The organism is Vibrio sp. HB236076 (assembly GCF_040957575.1).
Lineage (GTDB): Bacteria > Pseudomonadota > Gammaproteobacteria > Enterobacterales > Vibrionaceae > Vibrio.
This window is the reverse complement of sequence record NZ_CP162602.1, coordinates 851,647-874,895: the sequence shown is the minus strand read 5'-3', so window position 1 is coordinate 874,895 and position 23,249 is coordinate 851,647. Positions and strand designations below refer to the sequence as shown.

Below are 23,249 nucleotides of genomic sequence, written 5' to 3'. Positions count from 1 at the left end.
AGTGATTCCTTAGTCGGTTGATGGGTAGTGTTTTTCAAGATTTTTCTCTTCTCGCCAAGCGCGATACAGAGTCAGTAACGATGGCGGGGTATGACCGCGTAGTTTTTGTTGATAGCCAATTTCATACAGCATTCGATATTGCTTAAGTAGAGTGGCAAAAATGTGTCGCATAGGGGTTTTACTGTCCCACATATGCGCGGATTCGCTGCTGGCGCCATTCATTTCGATAATTTGAAACGCTTTTCCTTGCATCAAGCTGTCGATATCTTTGAATTTAACGTCCATACGCCCAAAGTAAAAACCGTCGACATCGTGGAAAATCTCGTCAAATTGTTCGGTTAAGGCTTGTGTGATGTAGCGATTGCCGTCTTTAAAAATACAGCCGCGGCTGTGACTGCCCGCAAACGCCAGTCGATAACTCATGTCTTCGGGGACCACCCAATTGAGCTTTTCATGGTGTCGATGTTTGTATAGATGAGTGAGTTGACCGGCGCGGGGGTCGTTGTCGATCAACTGCTCCAAAGTATGCACGCCGTCGCCTTTGACATGGGGGGCGTATTTCAAGCCCAAAGAGATAATTTCTCCTTTCTCTTGCCCAGGGTAGCGGACGTAAAATACCCCGACTTCGGCATCGTATATGGATTTTTGTTGCAACAGGTAATCGGCGCCAACCGGAAACGCCTCGATATAGCGTTTGAGTTGCTGTTCGTTTTTTATCAATTTAACGCCGACGCCGCGACAGCCTTTATCGGGTTTCGCAACCAGAGGAAAGCTCAAATTGGCATCGTCCATGGCGTGCTTTGCATCCGAATACTGCAGCGCGATGGCATCGTTGTTTTTGCGCAAACAGGTAAAAGGCAAAATCCATGGTTTGGCCTTTTCGCCCGCAAGGTTGAGAATGTCTTTTTTAGACTCGCCAACCATGCCAGATAACCAGACGGATGGATTGGCAATTAGGGGCAACCCGATACTGCGGTATTTCACACTGTGCCAAAGGCTCTGGATCACGACGGGAGTGTAAAAAAACCACGCGGGCCAAAACTCATGTCGCGAAATGGCAGGGCCAGAATCGTCCAACGGCGGCATGCCAGAGACCGCTTCGGTGTGCTGTTTAAACGACACCACGTTATCTCGCTGAGGTACGTGTTGGTCTGAGTCTTGTTGTTGTAATCCGTTCAAGAGTAATTTCCTCAATTAAGATGACGCAAGCGCCAAGTTTTTAGACATGGTTCGATTGAGTTGCCACAACAAAACCAACCCCAGAGGTAAGAGTGCCCATTTAAGCGGACTGTCTTGCCAAAAACTCAATGCCCCAAAGTGAAACACTAAGGTGAAAATCAACAGGGTCCATATTGCCGTCGCCAGTAAAACGGCCGCGCAAAAACGGGTAAAAGACACGCGATAAAAGCCGCTTAGGCTATAGCCAAGGGTACGCAGACCGGGAATAAAGCGAATAATGAAAATATTGGTAAACACTTTTTGCTGCAAAGCGCGTTTGATTGATTTAAGACGCCTGCGCTTTAATAACCAATACCGCAAACGGCGAGATTTGGTTGCCCACCACCCCAAGCCATACAGGGCGATATCGCCTGTGGCAACGCCGATAAATACCGCGATTAAGGCATAACTCGATGAGATACTTTGATCAGCAGCGAGTAAGGCCGCAGTAAAAATGGCGACATCTTCTAACAGATAGGTCAATAAAATGAGACTTAGCATTATTCCTACTGCGCCCCATGATTGGGGAGTGGTGATCAGCTCATCAAACAACATGGCGTTTCTCAATTGCGATTCGATAACAGAGTAGACCCAGAGAGGAAATATTTTCTTTCACTTAAATGACAATTTTTCATCATGAATATGAAATTGAGAGCTATGGCACAAGTTAACAGAAACTTAAACTTAGACTGTTCAATCTCTGTCCTTGTTTTAACAATGGCGGTGCAATTTTTGGCACACTAAACACTCATCAGATATGACCTGGAGGTTTCTATGGGGATCACACACCGTGCCATGCCACAAATAGGGTTAGGAACTTATCGCCTTGAAGGGCAGAGCGCATACCAAACAGTATTGACGGCAATCGAGCTTGGGTTCCGCCATATTGATACCGCTCAGTTTTACGGCAATGAAAGAGAAGTTGGCCAAGCGGTCAAAGACAGCGGCGTCTCTCGCAGTGAGTTGTTTATTACCACTAAGGTGTGGTGGGACAAATTGCGACCTAACGATTTTATTCGCAGCGTCGAGAGCAGTTTAATGCGCTTGGGCCTAGATTATGTCGACTTGTTATTAGTTCACTGGCCGTCGCCGAACAATCAAGTGCCAATGGCAGAGTACTTAGCGGCGTTAAAACAAGCGAAGTTGAAAGGCTTTACTTTGGAAATTGGCGTTTCGAACTTCACGATTGCTCAATTAAAGCAAGCGCAAGCGATTCTTGCGCCAGAAGTGCTCTACACCAACCAAGTCGAAGTGCACCCTTATCACGGCAATCACATGCTGATCGAGTATTGTCATCAACACCAAATCCACGTGACCGGGTACATGCCTTTGGCTCGAGGTAAGGTGCTTGCCGAGCCAGTGATTGTCGATTTAGCCAAAAAGTATCAGCGTACAGAAAGTCAAATTGTCATTGCTTGGTGTTTGCTCAACGGGATCACCACGATACCGTCGTCGTCAAAACGCGCTCATCTTGCCGATAACTTAGCGGCGATGGATTTAGCGCTTAGCCCTGCCGACGTGGCGAAGATTAATGATCTCAACCGCAACCAAAAAATGACCAATCCTGATTTTTCTCCGGCGTGGGATAAGGACGTTTTGGAAAGTTTGGATGAGAGCTCGCAAATGGACTGTGCTTAGTCAGTAATCCAGCGTTAAAGACAAGATAATGAACAGCGATGCGGCACACGGTGAGTGCCGCTACACCGCGATTTATTCTTCGCTGCAGGTCTGCCTCTCAGGGCGTGATTTCATTTGAGCAAGTTTTTCTAAATCTGAACCGAAAAAATCGCCTTGACCTTCTGCCGTTTGTGCGATGACTTGCCTTGCCCAATTCGGTAATCCCTCGTTGAGACTATAAAAGACCCATTGCCCTTGACGACGGTCGCTGAGCAAGCCACATTGACGCAGCTGTGCAAGGTGGCGAGAAATTTTCGGCTGCGACATTTGCATCGCTTCAACCAACTCACAAACACACAATTCTTGCTGTGAATGAATTAATAACATACAGCGAAGACGAGTATCATCGGCCAAACACTTATAAAATAAAACCGGATCCATGACTACTCCAGGTAACAAGACAATCAATACAGAAATCGAGCCGTGTATAATAGGATGACTGCTCATCAACAACAAGCCACTTAAATCCTTATCGACTGAAATTAAATAAATTTTTACTTAAAGTTAGCAAAAACTCACCATTTTGAGCGTTTTCATGCGAAACAAGGCGATTAACGTGTTGTTTATGTGAGTGGGTTAGCAATTTGCCTGGTGTCATTGTGATGTTGACGCTATTGGCGGAGCATCACCAAGCGCTTGGTACAAGGTTGCTTGCGTCTGATACTGGTTATATCGGTTTTCTAATAGGTCTGCTTCAACATCGCGACGGTCCTCTTGGGCGTCAAGCCAATCTATCAGGCTGGCTGAGCCGTATTGATAGCGACTTTGATAGATGGTTTCGGCGGCGAGGGCGGCTTGATACTGAGTGGTTAAGTAAGTGTACTGTTCTTGATACTGCTGACGTGCTGACAAGGCGTTTTCGACATCTTGAAAGGCGCTATACAGTGTTTGGCGATAGTCAATGATGGCAGACTTTACGTTGATATCAGCAATCTGCTCTTGAATTTTCATTTCATTCCACTGCAAAAACGGCAAGGTTAACCCCGCGCCTAACGTGCCAATCGGGTTGCGCAGTAAGTCTTCAAGCGCTGAAGAGGACGTGCCAAGCGTGCTGGTGAGGGTCAAACTCGGAAAATAACTCGCTTCGGTGGCTTGTTGTGAGGCAATTTTTGATCTGAGCGTAGCGAGAGCGGAACGGACATCGGGTCTGCGTTGCAAAAGTTCAGCGGGAATGCCGGCATCAATTTCGGGTAACGGGCCTTGCGGCAAGCGCGAAATGGCGGTCATGTCAGGGTTCGGCGCTTGGTTAAATAGTAGGGCAAGGGCGTTTTTCGCTTCGGTAAGGTCTTGCTGATCTGAAGTTTGTGAAGCTTGTAACGACGCCAATGTCCGCCGCGCTTCAATCACATCGAGTTGCGATACCGAGCCGTATTGATATTGTTTTTCAGTAAGTTCTAATGTGGTTTGCGCTGCTTGAATGTTTTGCTCGTTTAAGGAAACCAATTCACTTAAATACCCCACTTGCCAATACAGCGTGGCTGTGGTGGCAATCAAGCTTTGGGCAATGCTTTCTCGGTTTTCTTCGCTGGCTTTGGCTGCCCAGACGTAGGCATCGGTATCGGCGGATAATTTGCCCCAAAGGTCAACTTCATAGCTCACGGATAACGACGTCGAAAAACTGTCTGTAGTGGTGCCAGTTGACAGGTTTTTTTGTTTGCTGGCTGTGGTGCTAGACGCAAGTTGTGGGTTGAGATCATCTTCGGCGAGCCCCGCTTCTAAACGCGCTTTTTGCAGTGCTAAGGTCGCGCTGGCCAAGTCATTATTGCTCTTTAATACCCGTTCAACGAGGCGATTGAGCTCAGGGTCTTGGAACGTTTGCCACCAAGGCGTATTGTCTGCGGTGATCGGCAGGGCATGTGACCAGTTTTGAGGGACTTGCGCTTTTGGCGCTTTAAATGACTCGTCTGAAGTGCTCGTACAACCCCATAAGGCCAACAAACAAAAAGAAATCACGCTACCGCGTAGGGTTTGAAAAGGTTTCATAGATTAATCTCTGGCTAAGGCATCAACAGGGTCGAGTTTGGCGGCATTTTTGGCGGGTAAAAAGCCAAATAAAACCCCAATCAGTGTTGAACAAACAAAGGCGGCAATGATGGAACTGGTGGAGTAAATGAGCGTGAAATGAGACCCAAAGGCAGAAAATGCCAAGCCAATCAAGTAAGACAGCAATACCCCCAGTAATCCACCGATCAAACACACCAACACGGCTTCGATGAGAAATTGACGTAATATATCACCCTGCCGAGCGCCAACGGCCATTCTCACCCCGATCTCTTTGGTGCGTTCAGTGACGGAAACAAGCATAATGTTCATGACCCCAATCCCTCCAACAATCAATGAAATCACCGCAATAGCCGAGATCAGTAAGGTCATGGTAGAGGTGGTTTTTTCAATATTTTGCCTGATGGTATCGGTATTGATGGTGAAAAAATCTTGTTTGCCATGGCGCATGGTTAACAAACTGATGATCCCTTGCTCTGCGGCATTACTCGGTGCGTCATCGGCAATGCGTAAACTGATGGAGTCAAGGTAGTGTTGACCAACCATACGGCCAGACACCGTTGAGTAGGGCAGCCAGATTTTTAGCGCATCGTCATTGCCAAACGCGCTTTCTTTTTTCTTGGTTACGCCAATGATTCTAACGGGTAGCGTACCCACAAAGATCACTTCGCCAATTGGGCTGGCATTAGGAAACATTTCGTTTAAGGTATTATTGTCAATCACCGCGTTTTGTACCAAGTTTTGCTCGTCTTGCTGATCCCAGTATTGCCCTTGTGATAACTGGTAACCTTTGACGCGAAAGTAATCTTTACCCACGCCTGAGACCGTCGCAGTGACCGCCTGGTTTTCATAGCGGACCGTGACACTGGTATTGAGGCTTGGGGTGACACTATCAACATAAGATAAATGAGTCAGTGCCTGGGCATCAGAAGCGGTGAGCGTTCTCACTCGACCTGACCGGCGGTCGCCAAAGCCAGTACCGGGCCGGATATCAATGGTATTGGTTCCCAATGACGCAATGTTTTGTAATATAGATTGTTGTGATCCTGTCCCTAGTGCCACGACGGAAACGACCGATGCGATGCCAATAATAATGCCCAGCATGGTCAAAAATGTCCGTAATTTGTGACTGGCCATGGATAAGATTGCCATTTTGAACGCTTCACGCAGTGATTCCATCGCCAAACTGACGGCACTTTTTGAGGTCGCTATGGGCTTTTCTAGTGACTGTTTTTTATCGGAATCGTCGTTATTCTGCCGATTTTGGGTATCGCGAATGATTTCCCCGTCTTTAATTTCAATCACCCTATCGGCAAACTGGGCTACATCCATATCGTGAGTAACTAAAATAATCGTATGGCCGGCATGATGGAGCTCTTGTAACAAGGCCATCATTTCTTGGCCACTGTGACTGTCCAAAGCCCCTGTGGGTTCATCGGCAAGAATGACATCACCGCCGTTCATTAAGGCTCGAGCGACGCTCACTCTTTGTTGCTGACCCCCACTGAGCTCACTGGGTTTGTGATCAAGGCGGCTTTCTAGGCCTAAACGGGTTAGGAGAGATTCCGCTCTTTGCTGACGCTCACTTTTGTCTTTGCCTGCGTAGATAGCCGGCACTTCGACATTGCCAATGGCATCGAGATCGCTCAACAAATGATAGCGCTGAAAGATAAAACCAAAATATTCCCGGCGCAGTGCGGCTAATTGATCAGGGCTCATGGATTTGGTTGACTGTCCATTAATCCAATAGTCGCCTTCACTGGGCCGGTCTAAGCAGCCAAGAATATTCATCAATGTTGACTTACCTGAGCCAGAAGCGCCGACAATCGCCACCATTTCACCACGCTCTACCATTAGGTCAACCGAGTTGAGGACAGTCAAGGATTGATCACCTGCTGCGAAGTGACGCGACAACCCTTTCACTTGTAATAGTGGATGACTCATCAATTAAAACCTCATTGGTGGGCCAGAGCGACGTCCAGACTGGCTTGCATTTTGTGAAGGTGCACCCAAGATAACGCGATCCCCTTCGTTTAACCCTTCTAAGATCTGTGCTTGTATTTTATTGTTAATGCCTACTTTGACCGGCTTGTTGACTAGCTGACCATCTTCAAGGATAGGCACATTATAACGTCCAGGCCTTTTACCAGGTTTCAGTACTTGAGCGGGCACCAGTAACGTGTGTTCGGCCTTCTCAAGGACAATAGAGACTTGCGCTGTCATACCGATACGGAGTTGTTGGTCTGGGTTATCGACATCAAATAACCCATTGTAATAAATCGCATCATCATCGCTTGAGGTCAGATCGCTGTCATCGCCATCCATCAACGTAGGACCCGGTTCAATGGCGCGCACTGTGGTGTGAAAGGGGTGCTGAGATTGACCGAGAATGGTGAAGTACACCGCTTGGCCGGGTTTGACATTAATGACATCGGCTTCTGAAATTTCCGCTTTGATGGTCATTTGGTCTAGATTGGCAAGCTCGACAATGGTCGGGGTACTTTGACTGGCATTGACGGTTTGGCCTTCAGATACACTGGTGTAAACCACCGTGCCATCCATGGTGGCGGTAATGGTGGTGTAGCTAAGATCGAGTTTGGCGCTGTCGACGCTGATCACCGCTTGCTTTCTTTCCGCCAATAATTGTTGATATTCAGCCTGATAGACCTGATATGTCGCCTTGGCCGACTCGAAGTCGGCTTGTGAACTGGCCTTGTCTTTTAACATTCGAGTCTGACGTTCAAATTCGAGTTTTGCCTGTTCGATTTGCGCTTTTTTGGCGTTAAGTTGTGCATCAATACTCTGCAATGAGGCTTGAGCTTCTTTTAAGGTGTTGCGCTGGGTTAAATCATCGATTTGAGCGATTAAATCGCCTTTTTTTACCTTTTGACCTAGCGATACGGCGAGCGTTTTGATCTGGCCAGACACTTGTGAACCCACTGAAACGAGTTTAGAGGCGTGGATCATCCCATTGGCGAGGACCGTTTGTTCAATTGAGCCGTAACGAACGGGCTCGGTCACGTATTCTGGAGCTGGGGTAGGGCGCCAATAAAAATAAACCGTGCCACCGATGAGCGCGATAAAGACGATAATAAATAGAAGGTACTTGGATTGTTTTTTCATAAGTGTCTACGGCATATCGCCATGTAACTGGAGGACCAAAAAGAAAAGTATCGGTCAATTATAACGAAAAAAACCGTAAATCAACGTATTAGCTGTGTAAATCTAATGTAAAGCCACGGGAGTCTCAAATACTTGCACTGATGCTAAGCTCAGAGTATGTTCCTTTGAGCACTTTAAATTGGCGGCTCGATAGCGTTATGACAACCAAAGCATTGGCGGATGTGGCCAAGATCCATATCAATCACATTAATCACTCGAATCAAAGTATCGATCAAGTGATCGTTGAAGAACCGCTACAAATTAGCTTGCAATGGCAGGAAGGGGATAAGGAAATCATCAAACCATGGCTTGTCACGATGCGAACGCCAGGTATGGATACTTATCTCATTCGCGGTTTGTTGATTAACCAAGGTGTGATTGATTCTCTTTGTTCTGTCCAAGTTATCCAAGATTATGACGATCACACTACCTGGTCTGCCAATCATCAATTGGTGATCTTCACGCCAGATACAGTGCCAAAACTCGCTCAGAGTTCACGCCATCAAGTCAGTCACTCCAGTTGTGGTATTTGCGGTATAAACACTTTAAAAGGATTACAGCTGACACTTTCGCCTTGTTTAGACACGGCTTCGCATTGGTTGAAACCAGAACGAGTCAAGCGACTTGTCAACGAGCTCAAAGAGCAACAAGTACTCTTTGCTGCCACGGGGGCCGTTCACGGCATCGGTTATTGGTCACAAGGTGATTGGCAATGCGTCATGGAAGATGTCGGACGCCATAATGCATTGGATAAAGTGACCGGGTATCTTCTTACTCACGAGCGGTGGCATCCCCAAGGGGTATTGGTATTGAGTGGGCGTGTCAGTTTTGAGCTGATGCAAAAAGCGTTGGTCACGGGCGTTTGTGTCATTATCGCTGTCGGTGCACCGTCGAGTCTAGCGATTCAAGTTGCCCAGCGTTTTGATCTCACGCTGATTGGGTTTACCCGCTCAGAGACGTTTAATGTTTACCATGCACCATGGCGTTTAAAACAGTAATTGATCGAGACAATAGAAAAATCAGGTGGACACTCATAAATTCATCAAGGGGACACTCATGTTTTTGTGAGCAGCTAACATCCACAATCACTCTTTTTTGTGGACACACAGAAAGTTTAATCACATCAAACTCAGCAGAACAGTTCAATAGCACTGTCCAAGTTCAATAGTACAGTCAAAAAGTAGGTGAGTATCTCTTCAAAGCATATTGAGACAGCTCACAAGCTCAAGCAACGGAAAAATGGACACTCAATTAATACCCTGAAAACATTTTATTCTCAACATTAAAAACTTTTAAAAAATCATTTTAAATAAGTATGTTAATTAATAATTTTATTTTCTATTTACCATGATGTGTGACAGTGGAAGATGACTGTCCTTATAAATTGTCCTTATAAATTGAGTTTTTGACATAAAACGATCATACGATCGCCTGCTCACTTTGATTGGGGGAATGACTTGGGTATGTGAGACAACGTTTAGGTCGCTGATGTGAGTTGGTACAATAAATCAGTAAGTGAGACAATAAACAGGGGTAGCGCTCTGCCCAGGCTAATTCATCGGTATTAAGTTATTGTTATCTAATGCGTACTTGCCTGACCCAGGCTCGCCGAGTGTGTTGTGCAAAGTATCTAAGCTCATTGATTCCACCTACTGCACAGGTGAAATGACGGCCAAATTGCGCTGATATAGTTAACCATTCGTCACTGTCGAGTTGAAGTTCTTGGAGTAAAGTACAAGGGCTAACAAGTAATGAGCCACATTTATCTGGTCGAATGGCGTGACCCAAAACGTCAACCATTTCAAAATAGTCAAGTAATGAAAATGCTAACCCTTTACACGGCTGTTTTGCTCTTTGATTGCCTAAAAACCCAAACAGTTTTGTTCGAGCCAGGCTTTGTACTTGCCCTCTCCCCGAATCTTGCTTGCAAGCATAACCGTGTAATCGTTCATAAATTGAGGTAAATTCGCTGTCCTCGAGTCGATTTACTAAGCCTGAATGTACCGGGTTTAAGTCTACATAAGCCATACAACTTAACAGCGCCCGCTCATCAAGTAGAGCTTGAGATTTAAAGCGTCCTTCCCAAAACCGTCCGGTACATTGGTCTTCTTTGTTGGCTTGGCGAGCAATGTACTCATTAAGGTTTTTCATAAACCATGAGATATCCATCAGTCTTTCTCGCCATTGATGAATTATTTTCTCCGCACAATCTATTTCAGGTTTTTCCGTCAATTCATTGTTTGAATATCGCTCTATCAAGGGCAAAGGACGATAAAGTTTGGTCCAACGTTGTATCACTTGATAATTAGACCAGCCTTTTGCTTTTTTTTCATCGACGTGAAGCACTAAATGATAATGATTAGACATAATGGCGTAGGCACAAATATCGATAGAGAATACTTGAGATAGTAGCCTGATTCTCTCTATTAGCCATATTTTACGATGATCGAAGCACTGACCACTTTGCTGATCTTCGCCGCATAAATACGCTTTTCGGACGCAACGAGAGATACAGTGGTAATAAGGTGTGTCTTGCAGAGAAATCAGCGAAGAACGAGCTTGAGTCATGGCAGTATGTCCAGTCTGTTTTTATATACAGTAATAACATTAGACGCATTGTTGAAAACTGTCAAAGATGTCAATAGCATTTGGTAAGATTTAGATAATATTTTGTTGGTAAAAGAAATGGTTAACAGCCTAGTGATCATGACTGTCCCAATGATCACTTGTTCTCAGTTAAGTAATAATGAAGCCGTTTAAGGTGGTTTTACAGAAGGGGAAACTGCTCCGGGTGTGATACGGTTAATTTTGTGACTGTCCCACAGTATTTTTTCACCGTTTGATAGAGATTGTTGACTGTCCTATAGATATTGACTGTCCTGTAGATTGGGGAGTGTCGCTGCGGGTGATTGAGTAAATTCTCAGCCGCAACTCGCCTTTGAGTTGAAGCTAGGGCATAATGTCGAGGTTAAATCATAATAATTTTCATTTAGAAACTATATCATCATGACTCGTCCTTTTTTTACTTGGCTTATGCCTTTGGTAATGCTTTCAATTTTGATTCTTAGCTCTTTTGGCGTTCAGTCTTTTCCGGTTACCGTGCAAGATCAACAAGGTACTTTTACGTTAGATAGTCAGCCCAAACGCATTGTTGTTTTGGAATATTCTTTTGCTGGGGCTTTGGCATTGCTCGATATTACGCCGGTTGGTATTGCCGACGATAATGACCCTAATCGTTTAATACCTCAAGTTCGCCAGCACTTTGGGGCTTGGACTTCGGTAGGCAGTCGAGCACAACCAAGCCTGGAAGTGATCGCTGAATTGGCGCCAGACTTAATCATTGCTGATCCGAGTCGGCATGCTGCGATCAAAAAAGATTTAGAAAAAATAGCACCGACACTGATGTTGGCTTCGAGAAGAGAGACTTATCAAAATAACTTAGCGTCTGCTCAAATTATCGCTGACGTCGTTGGTCGTGGCCGTGTGATGAAAAAACGCCTGGCACTGCACCAGCAACGTATGGCGAGCTATCGACAACAGCTCAATGCGATGGGGATGAATGGTCAAACTGCGTTGTTTGGTTCAGCACTTGAGAACGTCTTTTCGGCGCACCCTAACATGTCTTATGCCGGTGGTGTCCTAAAGGCGCTTGGATTTCAAAATCCTCCTTTCTTTGCAAAAAAAATGGCCACTCAGCAAATTAACCTTGAGCAGTTTCTTGCCGTCAATCCAGATGTCTTGTTTTATGCTAAAGCGTCGTCAGAACCGATATTTGAGCAATGGCAAACACAGCCTTTATGGCAATTTATGTCGGCCGCTAAATCCGAGGAAATGTATCTGGTTGACGGGCAGCTGTGGTCGAGAAGTCGCAGTGTTATCTCAGCAGAGCTGATTGCACAACAGGTGTTAGACTTATTGAGTCAGTCAAACCATGAAGGCTAATCTTCGTTTTAGCAGTCTGTGTTTGGGGTTTGTATTGATAAGCATTGTTATGCTGATCTTCAGCTTGCGAACGTTTAGCCCCATCCACATAAGCGTCATTGATATAAAGGATGCTTTAAGTTTTGAGCCGACGACGATGGGAGCCATGATCGTTGAACAAATTCGCTTACCAAGAGCGATAACGGCTTGGTTGGTCGGAGCCAGTCTTGCCGTTGCCGGGGTGTTGATGCAAGCAATGACACGCAATCCTTTAGCCTCACCAAGTGTGTTAGGTGTGAATGCAGGGGCTTCTCTCGCGGTTGCTTTGGTCACGACAGTATGGGCTTTTGATAGTGTTTTTTCTTCTTTTTTTGCGGCAATGATTGGCGGTTGCCTTGCATGGTGCATTGTCATGTTGCTCGGCGGGGTATTGTCTGGCCCTTCTCATCGAGCACGGCTTGTTCTTGCCGGGATTGCGGTGTCGGCTTTGTGCATGTCCTTAACCAAATTAATTATGCTGCTTGAAGAAGAAAAAGCGGCCAATATTCTCGCTTGGCTGGCGGGATCATTGATCAGTGCTGATTGGCCCACCTTACAAACCATCACTTTGCCATTACTGATTTGTTTGTTATTGTCAGTGATTATTTCCCCAAAACTCAACCTCTTAGCGATTGGCGAAGAAAATGCGCAGAGCTTAGGTTTGTCTTTGAATACGATAAAATGGGTCACAGGCCTCATCATTTTAGTTATGGTTGCCGTTTGCATCAGCGCGGTGGGCAGCATCGGCTTTATTGGTTTATTAGTACCACATTTAGCACGCTATTTGATTGGGTACGATCATCGATTCATCATCCCAATTAGCGCTTTAATTGGTGGCTCACTGTGCTTAACTGCCGACGTATTAAGTCGTTGGGTGGCCTATCCCATAGAGACGCCTGCTGGGGCGATTATTGCGTTAATTGGCGCTCCGAGTTTCTTTTATTTGGTTAGGAAGAAGTAGTGCAAAAATCTTCTGTGTATCTTTATCTTTCCCTTGGCATTATGGCGTTATGTATCGCCAACTTAAAAATGGGCGCCGTTGATTTAGCGTGGCATGAGCTTTGGCAGCCCAGTGATTCTGCTCATCAATTTACCTTGTATGACTATCGGTTGCCAAGGGTACTACTCGCACTCATGGTTGGTGCTTTCTTAGGTGCCTCTGGTGCATTGGTCCAAGGCGTGGTCAGAAACTCATTGGCATCGCCTGATATTTTAGGGATCAGCCATGGCGCCGGTCTGGCTGCGGTCTTTTTTATGCTCTATATGCCGAATGGCTCGGTGTATTTATTGCCCTGGGTGGCGCTTGTGGGAGGCTTGGTTGCTGCGGGGGTTTTATTGGTGTTTTGTCGTCGGTTACACAAGCCTATTGAGTTTGCATTGACCGGAGTCGCTTTGGCTGCGCTTTTGGGATCAGTCATCGATTTTTTAATGCTGACGCAAAAAGTGGATATTAACCAGGCCCTGCTGTGGCTGACGGGCAGTTTGTGGGCAAGAGGGTGGACTCAAGTGACGTTATTGCTGCCTTGGTGTCTGCTGTTACCTGTGGCCATCAGTTGTAGTAAAAGACTCGACTTATATGCGATTGGAGATGAAAAAGCCATTAACCTGGGTGTGAAAGTCAACAAGACACGGTTGGGGGTATTATTACTCGCGGTCTTGCTAACGTCGGTGTCGGTGGCGGTTTGTGGTCCACTGGCATTTTTGGGATTGGTCTCGCCTCATATTGCTCGTCGTCTCGTGGGGGGAAATCACTTCCAACTGATCGCAGTTTCCATGTTAGTCGGCAGTTTGTTGCTACTGTTTGCCGATTTGCTCGCACGCAATATTTCGCCGCCCCTGGATATCCCGGCTGGTATTATGACGGCGTTGTTAGGGGCGCCGTATTTTTTGTATTTATTGTCTAAAATGAAGTAATTCAGAGGTTTGATCAGCTCATGACTAACCAAATGGCAACCATCATCATCAGTGAGCCGGCAATGCGGTTCATCAAGCGTACGTTTTTGTCATCCCCGAGGAGTTTTTTTAAGCCTTTACCGCCAGTGGCGTATAATGTCATACAGATGAACTCAGATAACATGATGATGGAAACTAAAAAAGCCAGTTGTGGTGTGAGAGCATGGCTTTGGTCGATAAATGGAGGTAACAAAGACACCATAAATGCCCAGCCTTTAGGGTTGGCGATAGCGGTAACAAAACCTTGCACAACCAACTCCCAATCTGTGCCTTGTTGAGTCTTGGTTTCTTGAGAAAGAGCCAATTTGCCTCTTGAAAGCCAAAGTTGAACTCCTAAATAGAATAAATAGCTCGCCCCTATGATCTTAAATCCAATGAACAACATTGGGTAGTTGAGCATCACTGTCGCTACTCCAATGACGGCGGCGATAGCCACTAACGCCACGCCAACAACTTCGCCGGCCATCATCCACAAGGTGCGTTTATAGCCAATACTCATCCCTAAACTCAATGCCAGAGTCATGCACATACCAGGGGTGATTGATACAAAGAAAAAGGTTGGGATAAACATGGCAAGTAACGCGCTGTTCACTAGGTATCTTCCTTAATACATTAATGTGAAACCAATTGTATCGATAAGCGACCGAGAGAGGAAGACTTTTTGATAGACGATTATGCTAAATAATTGTCATTGTTGTAAAAGTTAACGCCTTTATCAACCGATTAAAGTACACTATTGTGCGATATGAACGATGGACCTAAATTGAGTGCGATAGTGAGAGAAAGTGGTTGCCAATAACTCACTCGGTGTCTGTCCCTGATATTATGTTTGGACTGTTTTATGACTGTCCGCAACTGCTGTGAGTATATGTATCCTTAAGTGTCCGGATCTTTGTTGAGTGTCCGGAGCTTTGTTGTAGATTAGTGTGGCTAAAAGTTCATGCCTGTCTAGACAATGGCGTTGTCGTTGTTTTTATGACTGTCCTCAACGTTTTTTAGGACATGTGACATGGTCACATATTTATATGAGTGTCCCGTTGATTCTGAGTGTCCCGTTGATTCCATCCCGTTGATTCATGGGGGGCACAGTTTTGAAGCTTGTGGTTGTCTTAAAAGTGTTGTGAAATTTTGTGTGTGTCCGGGTAGGTGTCGCGTCGAGAGATGTCCTTTGCAAGTGATCGTAAATGTATGGGTGTCCTGAACATGGTTGGGTTGAGAAGACCACGATGGGTAATGGTTTAATGATGATTTTGATGAAATAGGTGGCTGTCCTGAAATGATGAGTATAGAGGAATTGTGGTTGCCGATGTTGGTGATTTTTATTGGTGCTTATGTACAAACGGCGATTGGCTTTGGGTTGGCAATTATTGCCGCGCCGGTCTTGATCATACTCGACCCGCAGTGGGTCCCTTTACCGATCATTATCAGTGCGTTCACGGTCGCATTGTTGGGGGCGGTCCGTCATCGTCGCAGTATTAAAATTGGGCAGTTGAAAATGGCGCTGCTTGGCAGAGTACCTGGGTCGTTGTTGGGCGCGGGTTTATTAGTCTGGGTTTCTAGTTCTGTGCTGTCGATGTGGGTTGGCGTTCTGGTGTTAGTGGCGGTGTTGGTGAGTTTAATGCCGATTCGCTATGAACCCACACCAAGGCGTATGGCGGTTGCGGGGTTCTTTTCTGGTTTATTTGGGACCAGTAGTGCGATTGGTGGCCCACCGATGGCGTTATTACTTCAACATCAAGAAGCGCATTCGTTGCGCGCCAATTTGTCGGCCTTTTTTATTGCCAGCTCTTTAATATCGATTGCGGTTTTGGTTGTATTAGGACATGTGACATGGTCACATATTTACATGAGTGTCCCGTTGATTCCGGCGACGATGGCGGGGTTCTTTTTGGCGATTAAAACCACAGAACACTTACCCAAGCAAACCGTGAGGTATTCAGCCTTGTTGTTGTGCTCGGTATCGGGCAGTGTGGCGATTTACGAAAGCCTTTTTGTTATGAAGTAGCGCGTTGTTTTCGGGTGCGCGGTTACGGTTTTCAGAGAGAATAAAGGATTGATTATGAAAAGTGCGCTTATCTTGGTTGATATTCAAAATGATTTTTCACCACAAGGAGCATTGGCCGTCCCCTGCGGTAATGAGATTATCCCAGTGGTCAATCAGTTAATGCCATTAGTTGATGTCGTTGTGGCTACCAAAGATTGGCATCCGAGTGGTCACAGTAGCTTTGCGTCGACGCACCGCGCTCCGGTCGGTGATATCAAAATAGTGAATGGGGTTGAGCAGATTATGTGGCCCGATCACTGTATTCAAGGCAGCCTTGGTAGTGATTTTATTCCTGGCTTAGAAACCGAAAACATAGCGCACGTGATCTACAAGGGCACGCACCGTGATATTGACAGCTACAGCGGCTTTTTTGATAACCAAGACAAATTTAAGACTGACCTCGACGACGCCCTACAAGGTTTGGGAATTAATCGACTCTTGATCGTCGGGTTAGCCACGGATTACTGCGTCAAATTTACCGCTCTTGATGCGTTGAGACTGGGTTATCATACCGCGGTAGTAAAAGACGCTTGTCGCGGTGTTGAGTTAAGCCCTGGCGATATCGAAAACGCGTATCAAGAGATTGAAGCCAAAGGGGGAACGGTGATTTCCTCATCACAAATTCAGCAATACTTGAACCAATAACTCAAAGGGGAATCGATGGACCTTCTCAGTGTGATTGCCCCGATATTTATCATTATCTTAATCGGATTTTTGTGTGCTAAGGCCAAGTTATTGTCGGTTACTACGTTTGCAGAAATGGGGCGCTATGTCATGTATGTCGCTTTACCTGCTGTGATTGTAAAAACCTTACTCACTTTAGACTTGGCAGCCTTGTTCAACCCCAATTATTTTATTAGCTACATCTGTGCGTCTTTGGTTACGCTCGGTTTGGGGATCGTCGTATTTATTGCATTACTCAAGCAACCCTGGCCAACGACATCGGTATCGGTAACGGGTATGGTGGTGCCAAACAGCGCATTTATTGGCTTTCCTTTACTCAGTCAAATACTGGCCGATCCGCCGCTGAGTGGTTTTGCTATGGCCTTAATTGTCGAAAACTTGATTGTGGTGCCTATCTGCTTTGTTTTGATGGATTATCATCATTCGTCTTCATCATCAAGCTTGGCGACCAAGGTTTGGTTGGTGTTAAAGCGCAGTATAAAAAATCCGTTATTGATCGCCATTGTGTTAGGGATTGTCGGCAACCTGGCTCAAATAACCTTGCCCCAAGTCGCGCAAACCACCCTCGACCTGTTGGCCCCTTCGGCTGTCGCGGTGGCGTTATTTGTGATTGGCGGCTCGTTAGCCACGGTGGTGTTAAGTGAAACCCACTGGCGTGCGGTCACGTTAACCTTAATGGGTAAATTAGTCCTTCATCCATTGATTGCTATGGCGATAGGGTACGCATTATTACGCGATCATCCTGAGCTGTTTTTAACTTTAGTCTTGATCACCTGTGTGCCTATGCTCAGTACGTTTACTGTGATTGGTGAGCGTTATCGGCAAAGTGCTTTTTGCGCCTCGACTCAGCTTCTCACCACCTTGTGTTCATTATTGACCATTCCGCTGATGGTGTTTTTAGCCCACTTATTAGTGAAGTTTTAATGGGCTTAGTCATGGCTGGCTGCTTGTTTTTGTCTGCCGGTACCTAACGGTTGAACTCGATGAACTACTGGTATCTATGCTCAAAGGCCGCTCAGAAACACAGCGAAAACCAAGACGAGTGAATCGGCTTGTGGTGTGATGTGTGACTCACTGCTATTGCGACTTGCCTGGGAGGGCGATCATTGAGTGGGGGGGTCTTGCTGTGAAAAGGTGAGAAACAGTTAGGGTATAAGAGAGTGCAAGTTTGTCCCCGCGGCGGTTGTGTTGGCGGGGACAAAAATACGCCAGGTTGTTAGCGCTAAAATACCATCTTCACCGTTATTGAGTTAGCTGCAGCGCCTCATTGATCACGTGGAAAATGTAATTTTGCTCAACCGCACCTTGGAATAGGTAGGCTTCTGGCCCTTTGGCAAAAATAGCCACATCTTCGCCAGAGTGCGTTTCTGAAGAGAACTTGATTAATGATTGCTGTTTGTAATCCAGCGCGAGGACTTCGTCTTCGGTTGGGTTTTCTCGCGGGCCATTGGCAGCGGTCGCGCCATTGCCATAACTGATGGTAGTGTAACGGCGGCCGTATTCATCTTCGCTGTATTCGTTACCGAGTTTAGCTAAGCCTAAAATTGGGTTACCGCGGTTTGAGTAGCCATTCATAATAAAAGTATGCGCGTGGTCGGCAGTCACGATGATCAGCGTTTCTTCTGGATTGGTTTTTTCGAGTGCGGTTTTGATGGCTTGATCAAAAGCAACCGTTTCTGCCAATGCACGGCGAGCGTTGGTGTCGTGGTGAGCGTGGTCGATACGACCAGCCTCAACCATTAGCATATAACCGTCTTGATTGTTGGAGAGAATATCGATGGCTTTAGACGTCATCTCGGCAATCGAAGGTTCATCTGCCCCGCGATCCTCTTCGTATTTCATGTGGCTGCTTTCAAACAGACCAAAGGCACGCGTAGTGTCTTTGCCCAACTGATCAAAGCCGTTTTTATCGTAGACGTATTGGCCATCTGGGTAACGAGTTTCCCATTGCTCAATTAAGTTTTTACCATCACTGCGTTTGCCCTTTTTACCTTCAGGGTCAACGACGGTCTCAGGGAGAAACTCGCGGCGACCGCCGCCAAAGACCACTTGTAATCCATTGCCTTTATCAAAGTTAACCAGCTGTTGTGCAATATCGATACAGCCTTGCTGCTTGGCAATATTGGGCATGGAGCTGTCGCTTTCCCAGTTGCGATCAGCACTGTGTGCGTAGGTTGTTGCTGGCGTTGCATGGGTAATGCGAGCGGTGCTGACCACACCAACCGACAAGCCTTTTTCTGCGCCCATTTCCCAAGCGCTTTTCACTTCATTGCCTTTGGCAGTGGTACAAAAACCGCGCTGTACATTGTCGTTAATGCTGATCACGCCCGACTTGGTTTTGACACCTGAAACCATCGCCGACGCCGTACCGGCTGAGTCTGGGGTTTGAGCGTTGGTATTATACGTTTTCGACAAGGCCACGTTAGGAAGGGTTTCCATGGTCAGTTGGTATTCTTCACCGAGTAAACCTTGGCGCTGGCCCTCAAAAATACGGGCGGCAGTAATGGTACCGACACTCATGCCATCGCCAACAAATAAGATCACATTTTTGGCCGGATGGGTAATTGGTTGATTGGCTTTTGCTTTGGCAAGCGCGTCTTGTGCTTGTGTAAACCAAGGGTCGTTAGCTTGTGGGGCATCAACATGAGCATTTTGTTGTGTTGTGCAGCCGGTGATGGCCAAGGTTATTGCGGCGCTGAGCAATAAAGGGTGAGTATTCACAAAGAACTCCATTTTTATCATAAATAGCGTGTTAATTTCGCCATAGAATATAATTATTACTGTGAATTATTGATGACGGAAAAATGAAAATATGGCGCTGTCATCAAAATTTATTAATTGGAATCTACAATAAAACATACAAGATTTTTATAAATAAGGGTTTGTTTTGAAGTGTGTGATTAAATTGTTCTATCAAGCTTGTTTGATGTTGCTTGTGAGTGGGCTAGTGAGTGCAAATCTCGTGCTGGCCAAAGAAAAACAGGATGTTATAACATTACAATGGCAAGACTTAATCCCTTTTGAAGAAAGAAATACAATTCCGCCACAGCGAGAAATTATTAATCACGATGGAGAGGCGCCAGCACAATTATTATTTGGTGGAGTGAGAGATGACCTTAATAATAAATTAATTACTATACCGGGTTTTGTAATTCCACTTGAAGGTGATAATGAAAAAATAACGGAGTTTTTATTGGTGCCGTTTTTTGGTGCTTGTATTCACGTCCCGCCACCGCCGCCAAATCAAATCATCTATGTTAAATTCGAGCACGGTGCGCCTATCCAACAATTATGGGATGTGGTCAATGTGACCGGAGTCATGAAAACCCAGACCACCCAATCAGAGTTAGCGCAAACTGGCTACCTGTTAGAAGGGGTGTCTGTTGCTCCTTTTCAAGAGTAAACGAAATGACAGCCTGGTTATCGAATCCTGAAAGACACAAAGAGCAGTGATTGCAGTGGATTAAGCGGACAGGCATGGTATTCTGAACACATGTGTATAGATTGAGCATGTGCTCATACCAATAGAGAGAATGTGGATGTCTGAGTCGACTTTTGATCAGCAAACCGATTTACTCACTGCGATAGCCGTTGCTTATTATCAGCAAGGGGCCACTCAAGAAGAGATTTCTAAAAAATACCACCTTTCACGAGCCAAAGTAGGGCGTTTATTAAAGCAAGCTCGCGAGGAAGGGATTGTCGAAATCACGGTCAAGTATCACCCGGTTTTCAGTGCCCAAATTGAGCAGCGTTTGATTGAGCGTTTTGGGATTAAACGCGCACTCATTGCCTTAGATCAACCCAATGATGAACTGCAAAGGCAGCAAGTGGCGGGCTTAGTGTCTAATTATTTATCAAGTCAACTCAAAACCGGTATGGTGGTCTCGGTTGGCCAAGGACGAAATGTGTCGGCTGTGGCACATCACACCGGTGTGATTGACCCACGAGATTGCAAATTTGTCTGTAGTATTGGCGGTATTCACCCCCGTGGTGGGATGTTTAACGCCGATCACATTTGTCGTCAGTTAGCCAAAAAATACGGCGGCAGCTCAGAGACACTTTACGCTCCAGCGTACGCGCAAACTCGTGAGCAAAAGTTCGCCTTTATGCAAAATGTCACGGTCAAACAAACCTTAGATTTGGCGCGCAAAGCCGATGTCGCCTTGGTGGGCATCGGGGATATGAGTGAGAATAGTTATATGGTTGACCTTGGCTGGTTTACCGCGGAAGAAGTCGTGTCATCGCGTGTCGAGCACGGGGTCGTCGGCGATTTTGCCGGCTATGATTTTTTTGATATTCACGGTCAAATTCGCGATACCGTGATGAACGATCGTGTGATTGGTTTGGGGATCGAAGATTTTCGCTCGGTATCAGAAACGATTGCGATTGCAGCCGAGAACAACAAGCCGTTGGCTTTGTTAGGCGGTTTGCGCACTGGGGCGATCGATGTACTAGCCACCAGTGTCAGCAATGCGCTGACGGTTCTTAACCTCGACCAACAAATGGGGCAGTTGACCTTACCCCAAGGGCAAGGGGTAGACTCTGTAAAACCACTCGATTGAGAGTACAGGACAAAGGAGCGGATATGGGGTGTTGTAATCAAGCGCCAAAAGGCGGAACTCGCAGTATGGGCTTATTATTAAAAATGGTTGGTGTGATGTTTGCCATTGTGATCTGCCTCGCTTGGCTGTCGAGTTAACCCATTGAGTGACCGTCTTTTTTAACCAAACGTTGTACTGAAGGTTGTCATCAAAAAGCCGGCGAATGCGCCGGCTTTGTTATAGGTTTGTGCGGCCTAACACGAGCTAGGCAGAGGCCAAGTCTGCTTCGCTGGCGCTGCCACGCACTTTTAACAGGCTGTAGGTCACTGCGGTGATCACACTGCCAAGGGCGATGGTCGCCAAGTACATGATGGCTGGGCTGATAGCGCCAGGAATAAACAGAACAAACAATCCGCCGTGGGGAGCCATCAATTTTGCGCCAATTAACATAGAAAGGGCACCGGTGGTCGCGCCGCCAAGCATACACGCAGGGATCACGCGCATTGGATCTTTCGCGGCAAAGGGTATCGCCCCCTCAGAGATAAAGCACAGCCCCAGTACAAAAGAGGCTTTACCCGCTTCTTGCTCTGACTTGTCAAATTTTTTCTTTGCCATAAAGGTGGCTAAGCCCATTCCCAATGCCGGTACCATACCCGCTGCCATGATGGCCGCCATCGGCAGGTATTGTTGAGAAGCGAGCAGTCCCACGCCAAAGGTGTAAGCGGCTTTGTTGACTGGGCCACCTAAATCAAAGCACATCATTGCGCCGAGGATAATACCAAGTAATACGGCATTGGTTGAGCCCATGCTGTTCAGGAACTCTGTCATCGCGGCCATGATCGATGCTACCGGGCTGCCCACGATATAAATCATCACTAGGCCGGTAAACAAACTGGCGACAAAAGGAATGATCAAAATGGGCTTGAGTGACTCCATCGAGACCGGCAGTTTTATCCATTGTGCAAGAGCCTTCGCGCTATAACCGGCGATGAAACCGGCCGCAATACCGCCTAAGAACCCAGCGTTAATGGTGCTGGCCAGCATACCCCCAATCAGGCCAGGAGCCAGGCCTGGACGATCGGCGATAGAAAAGGCAATAAAGCCGGCTAAAACGGGGATCATAAGAGCAAATGCCGAGCCTCCACCTATGGTCATCAGCGCGGCGGCAAGAGTGCCTTCTTCTTTAAACGCTTCGATACCAAAGACAAACGAGAGTGCAATGATCAAGCCCCCGGCAACCACAACCGGCAACATATGAGATACCCCAGTCATGAGGTGCTGGTAAACGCCTTTGGACTCACTCGAGCTGGTTTCTTTCGCACCGCTGTGGTGATAAACACTCGCTTGCTCCCACGCGTTGTCCATCTCAGCCGCGGTTTTTTTCAGCGCCGGTCCGGTTTTGGTGCGATAGAGTTTTTTGCCATCGAAACGCTCTAAAGGTACTTCGATGTCTGCGGCAATAATGACCAAATCTGCTTGTGCGATCTCCTCGGCGGTCAATTGGTTTTTCGCACCGACCGAGCCACGGGTTTCTACTTTGATCTTGTATCCGCGCTTTTTACCCTCTTCTTCAAGGGCTTCTGCGGCCATAAAAGTGTGTGCTACCCCGGTTGGGCACGCGGTAATAGCGACGACATTTTTGCTCGTCAATACGCCAGCTGATGGTGCTTGTGGCGCTTGATAAGCTTGGTCTTGAGTCAGTACTTTGGCGCGCTCTTTGGCTTGTTGCAACGAAGTTGTTGGGTTTTCTATCACCTCTTCAATGCTGAGTTTGCTGACCGGTTTGCCGATAAAGCGCGTGGTATCAATGTCTTGATCACTGGCTATCACAACCAGTTGCGCTTGCTCGATGCTTGCAGCAGACAACACCGATCCACCGGTAAGGCTAGATTGGCATTCTACTTGGCAAGTCCAGTTCAATTCTTGGGCGGCTTTTTCAAGTAATTTGGCCGCAATAAAGCTATTTGTCATCCCGCTCGGACAGGCTGTCACAATGGCTATATTCATCA

20 protein-coding genes are annotated in these 23,249 nt (G+C 46.5%); 10 read left to right on the top strand and 10 right to left on the bottom strand.

Annotated features, from left to right (window positions below; all coding sequences use genetic code 11):
* Window positions 1-9: 9 nt before the first annotated feature.
* Together AB0763_RS17220 and AB0763_RS17215 are read right to left on the bottom strand one after the other, a co-directional pair.
* Window positions 10-1,086 carry a D-alanine--D-alanine ligase gene (locus AB0763_RS17220; RefSeq protein WP_306099914.1) on the bottom strand — a complete coding sequence of 359 codons (1,077 nt, stop codon included), beginning with the start codon at window positions 1,084-1,086 and terminating at the stop codon, window positions 10-12.
* A gap of 108 nt (window positions 1,087-1,194) precedes the next feature.
* Window positions 1,195-1,719 (bottom strand): DedA family protein, encoded by a 525-nt coding sequence (locus AB0763_RS17215; RefSeq protein WP_306099675.1) that lies wholly within the window; start codon window positions 1,717-1,719, stop codon window positions 1,195-1,197.
* A 273-nt stretch (window positions 1,720-1,992) separates the two neighbouring features.
* On the opposite strand from AB0763_RS17215, the gene dkgB reads away from it, so the two are divergent.
* On the top strand, window positions 1,993-2,856 hold the full coding sequence (gene dkgB / locus AB0763_RS17210) for a 2,5-didehydrogluconate reductase DkgB (RefSeq protein WP_306099674.1): 864 nt from the start codon (window positions 1,993-1,995) through the stop codon (window positions 2,854-2,856).
* Between the two features lie 72 nt (window positions 2,857-2,928).
* On the opposite strand, the gene AB0763_RS17205 is transcribed toward dkgB, so the two are convergent.
* From AB0763_RS17205 to AB0763_RS17190, 4 genes are all read right to left on the bottom strand, one after another.
* Complete coding sequence (locus AB0763_RS17205) at window positions 2,929-3,276, bottom strand: metalloregulator ArsR/SmtB family transcription factor (RefSeq protein ID WP_306099913.1); 348 nt, start codon at window positions 3,274-3,276, stop codon at window positions 2,929-2,931.
* 213 nt (window positions 3,277-3,489) lie between these two features.
* Window positions 3,490-4,878, bottom strand: a complete 1,389-nt coding sequence (locus tag AB0763_RS17200) for an efflux transporter outer membrane subunit (protein WP_306099673.1) — start codon at window positions 4,876-4,878, stop codon at window positions 3,490-3,492.
* A gap of 3 nt (window positions 4,879-4,881) precedes the next feature.
* On the bottom strand, window positions 4,882-6,840 hold the full coding sequence (locus AB0763_RS17195) for a MacB family efflux pump subunit (RefSeq protein WP_306099672.1): 1,959 nt from the start codon (window positions 6,838-6,840) through the stop codon (window positions 4,882-4,884).
* 3 nt (window positions 6,841-6,843) lie between these two features.
* On the bottom strand, window positions 6,844-8,019 hold the full coding sequence (locus AB0763_RS17190; RefSeq protein WP_306099671.1) for an efflux RND transporter periplasmic adaptor subunit: 1,176 nt from the start codon (window positions 8,017-8,019) through the stop codon (window positions 6,844-6,846).
* 197 nt (window positions 8,020-8,216) lie between these two features.
* Here AB0763_RS17190 and AB0763_RS17185 point away from each other — a divergent pair, with 197 nt between their 5' ends.
* Window positions 8,217-9,056: a formate dehydrogenase accessory sulfurtransferase FdhD gene (locus tag AB0763_RS17185; RefSeq protein WP_306099670.1), complete on the top strand. Its 840-nt coding sequence runs from the start codon at window positions 8,217-8,219 to the stop codon at window positions 9,054-9,056.
* Window positions 9,057-9,633: 577 nt separating this feature from the next.
* Here the strand turns inward: AB0763_RS17185 and AB0763_RS17180 are convergent.
* Window positions 9,634-10,626, bottom strand: coding sequence for a transposase (locus tag AB0763_RS17180; protein ID WP_306099669.1), 993 nt, complete (start codon window positions 10,624-10,626; stop codon window positions 9,634-9,636).
* A gap of 465 nt (window positions 10,627-11,091) precedes the next feature.
* On the opposite strand from AB0763_RS17180, the gene AB0763_RS17175 reads away from it, so the two are divergent.
* The 3 genes from AB0763_RS17175 to AB0763_RS17165 are packed head-to-tail and all read left to right on the top strand — an operon-like array spanning window position 11,092 to window position 13,932.
* Window positions 11,092-12,000: a Fe(3+) dicitrate ABC transporter substrate-binding protein gene (locus AB0763_RS17175; protein ID WP_368644301.1), complete on the top strand. Its 909-nt coding sequence runs from the start codon at window positions 11,092-11,094 to the stop codon at window positions 11,998-12,000.
* Window positions 11,990-12,979 carry an iron ABC transporter permease gene (locus AB0763_RS17170; RefSeq protein ID WP_306099667.1) on the top strand — a complete coding sequence of 330 codons (990 nt, stop codon included), beginning with the start codon at window positions 11,990-11,992 and terminating at the stop codon, window positions 12,977-12,979. Before AB0763_RS17175 ends, AB0763_RS17170 begins: the two co-directional genes overlap by 11 nt.
* Window positions 12,980-13,020: 41 nt before the next feature.
* Window positions 13,021-13,932, top strand: coding sequence for an iron chelate uptake ABC transporter family permease subunit (locus AB0763_RS17165; RefSeq protein WP_368644300.1), 912 nt, complete (start codon window positions 13,021-13,023; stop codon window positions 13,930-13,932).
* A gap of 13 nt (window positions 13,933-13,945) precedes the next feature.
* Here AB0763_RS17165 and AB0763_RS17160 read toward each other — a convergent pair whose 3' ends face one another.
* Window positions 13,946-14,563 carry a LysE family translocator gene (locus AB0763_RS17160; protein ID WP_306099665.1) on the bottom strand — a complete coding sequence of 206 codons (618 nt, stop codon included), beginning with the start codon at window positions 14,561-14,563 and terminating at the stop codon, window positions 13,946-13,948.
* Between the two features lie 687 nt (window positions 14,564-15,250).
* On the opposite strand from AB0763_RS17160, the gene AB0763_RS17155 reads away from it, so the two are divergent.
* Genes AB0763_RS17155 through AB0763_RS17145 form a run of 3 tightly spaced genes read left to right on the top strand, consistent with a single transcriptional unit; the run spans window position 15,251 to window position 17,623 of the window.
* Window positions 15,251-15,976 carry a sulfite exporter TauE/SafE family protein gene (locus tag AB0763_RS17155; RefSeq protein ID WP_306099912.1) on the top strand — a complete coding sequence of 242 codons (726 nt, stop codon included), beginning with the start codon at window positions 15,251-15,253 and terminating at the stop codon, window positions 15,974-15,976.
* Between the two features lie 54 nt (window positions 15,977-16,030).
* Complete coding sequence (pncA, locus tag AB0763_RS17150; RefSeq protein ID WP_306099664.1) at window positions 16,031-16,660, top strand: bifunctional nicotinamidase/pyrazinamidase; 630 nt, start codon at window positions 16,031-16,033, stop codon at window positions 16,658-16,660.
* 15 nt (window positions 16,661-16,675) lie between these two features.
* Window positions 16,676-17,623: an AEC family transporter gene (locus AB0763_RS17145; protein ID WP_306099663.1), complete on the top strand. Its 948-nt coding sequence runs from the start codon at window positions 16,676-16,678 to the stop codon at window positions 17,621-17,623.
* 318 nt (window positions 17,624-17,941) lie between these two features.
* On the opposite strand, the gene AB0763_RS17140 is transcribed toward AB0763_RS17145, so the two are convergent.
* Window positions 17,942-19,420, bottom strand: coding sequence for an alkaline phosphatase (locus tag AB0763_RS17140; RefSeq protein ID WP_306099662.1), 1,479 nt, complete (start codon window positions 19,418-19,420; stop codon window positions 17,942-17,944).
* A 205-nt stretch (window positions 19,421-19,625) separates the two neighbouring features.
* Between AB0763_RS17140 and AB0763_RS17135 the strand changes: the two genes are divergently transcribed.
* Window positions 19,626-20,102, top strand: coding sequence for a DUF3299 domain-containing protein (locus tag AB0763_RS17135; RefSeq protein WP_306099911.1), 477 nt, complete (start codon window positions 19,626-19,628; stop codon window positions 20,100-20,102).
* Window positions 20,103-20,238: 136 nt separating this feature from the next.
* Window positions 20,239-21,261: a sugar-binding transcriptional regulator gene (locus AB0763_RS17130; protein WP_306099661.1), complete on the top strand. Its 1,023-nt coding sequence runs from the start codon at window positions 20,239-20,241 to the stop codon at window positions 21,259-21,261.
* A 243-nt stretch (window positions 21,262-21,504) separates the two neighbouring features.
* Here the strand turns inward: AB0763_RS17130 and AB0763_RS17125 are convergent, their stop codons facing one another.
* The gene (locus AB0763_RS17125) at window positions 21,505-23,247 is read right to left on the bottom strand and encodes a PTS fructose-like transporter subunit IIB (protein ID WP_306099660.1); all 1,743 of its coding nucleotides are present in this window, start codon (window positions 23,245-23,247) and stop codon (window positions 21,505-21,507) included.
* Window positions 23,248-23,249: the final 2 nt, after the last annotated feature.

Bases quoted from the DNA above. Each gene is read 5' to 3' on its own strand.
- pncA (WP_306099664.1), top strand. From the start codon at position 16,031: ATGAAAAGTGCGCTTATCTTGGTTGATATTCAAAATGATTTTTCACCA.
- dkgB (WP_306099674.1), top strand. From the start codon at position 1,993: ATGGGGATCACACACCGTGCCATGCCACAAATAGGGTTAGGAACTTAT.
- AB0763_RS17175 (WP_368644301.1), top strand. From the start codon at position 11,092: ATGCCTTTGGTAATGCTTTCAATTTTGATTCTTAGCTCTTTTGGCGTT.
- AB0763_RS17125 (WP_306099660.1), bottom strand. From the start codon at position 23,247: ATGAATATAGCCATTGTGACAGCCTGTCCGAGCGGGATGACAAATAGC.
- AB0763_RS17190 (WP_306099671.1), bottom strand. From the start codon at position 8,019: ATGAAAAAACAATCCAAGTACCTTCTATTTATTATCGTCTTTATCGCG.
- AB0763_RS17185 (WP_306099670.1), top strand. From the start codon at position 8,217: ATGACAACCAAAGCATTGGCGGATGTGGCCAAGATCCATATCAATCAC.
- AB0763_RS17155 (WP_306099912.1), top strand. From the start codon at position 15,251: ATGAGTATAGAGGAATTGTGGTTGCCGATGTTGGTGATTTTTATTGGT.
- AB0763_RS17165 (WP_368644300.1), top strand. From the start codon at position 13,021: ATGGCGTTATGTATCGCCAACTTAAAAATGGGCGCCGTTGATTTAGCG.
- AB0763_RS17200 (WP_306099673.1), bottom strand. From the start codon at position 4,878: ATGAAACCTTTTCAAACCCTACGCGGTAGCGTGATTTCTTTTTGTTTG.
- AB0763_RS17180 (WP_306099669.1), bottom strand. From the start codon at position 10,626: ATGACTCAAGCTCGTTCTTCGCTGATTTCTCTGCAAGACACACCTTAT.
- AB0763_RS17220 (WP_306099914.1), bottom strand. From the start codon at position 1,086: ATGCCGCCGTTGGACGATTCTGGCCCTGCCATTTCGCGACATGAGTTT.
- AB0763_RS17130 (WP_306099661.1), top strand. From the start codon at position 20,239: ATGTCTGAGTCGACTTTTGATCAGCAAACCGATTTACTCACTGCGATA.
- AB0763_RS17205 (WP_306099913.1), bottom strand. From the start codon at position 3,276: ATGGATCCGGTTTTATTTTATAAGTGTTTGGCCGATGATACTCGTCTT.
- AB0763_RS17195 (WP_306099672.1), bottom strand. From the start codon at position 6,840: ATGAGTCATCCACTATTACAAGTGAAAGGGTTGTCGCGTCACTTCGCA.
- AB0763_RS17215 (WP_306099675.1), bottom strand. From the start codon at position 1,719: ATGCTAAGTCTCATTTTATTGACCTATCTGTTAGAAGATGTCGCCATT.
- AB0763_RS17135 (WP_306099911.1), top strand. From the start codon at position 19,626: ATGTTGCTTGTGAGTGGGCTAGTGAGTGCAAATCTCGTGCTGGCCAAA.
- AB0763_RS17170 (WP_306099667.1), top strand. From the start codon at position 11,990: ATGAAGGCTAATCTTCGTTTTAGCAGTCTGTGTTTGGGGTTTGTATTG.
- AB0763_RS17145 (WP_306099663.1), top strand. From the start codon at position 16,676: ATGGACCTTCTCAGTGTGATTGCCCCGATATTTATCATTATCTTAATC.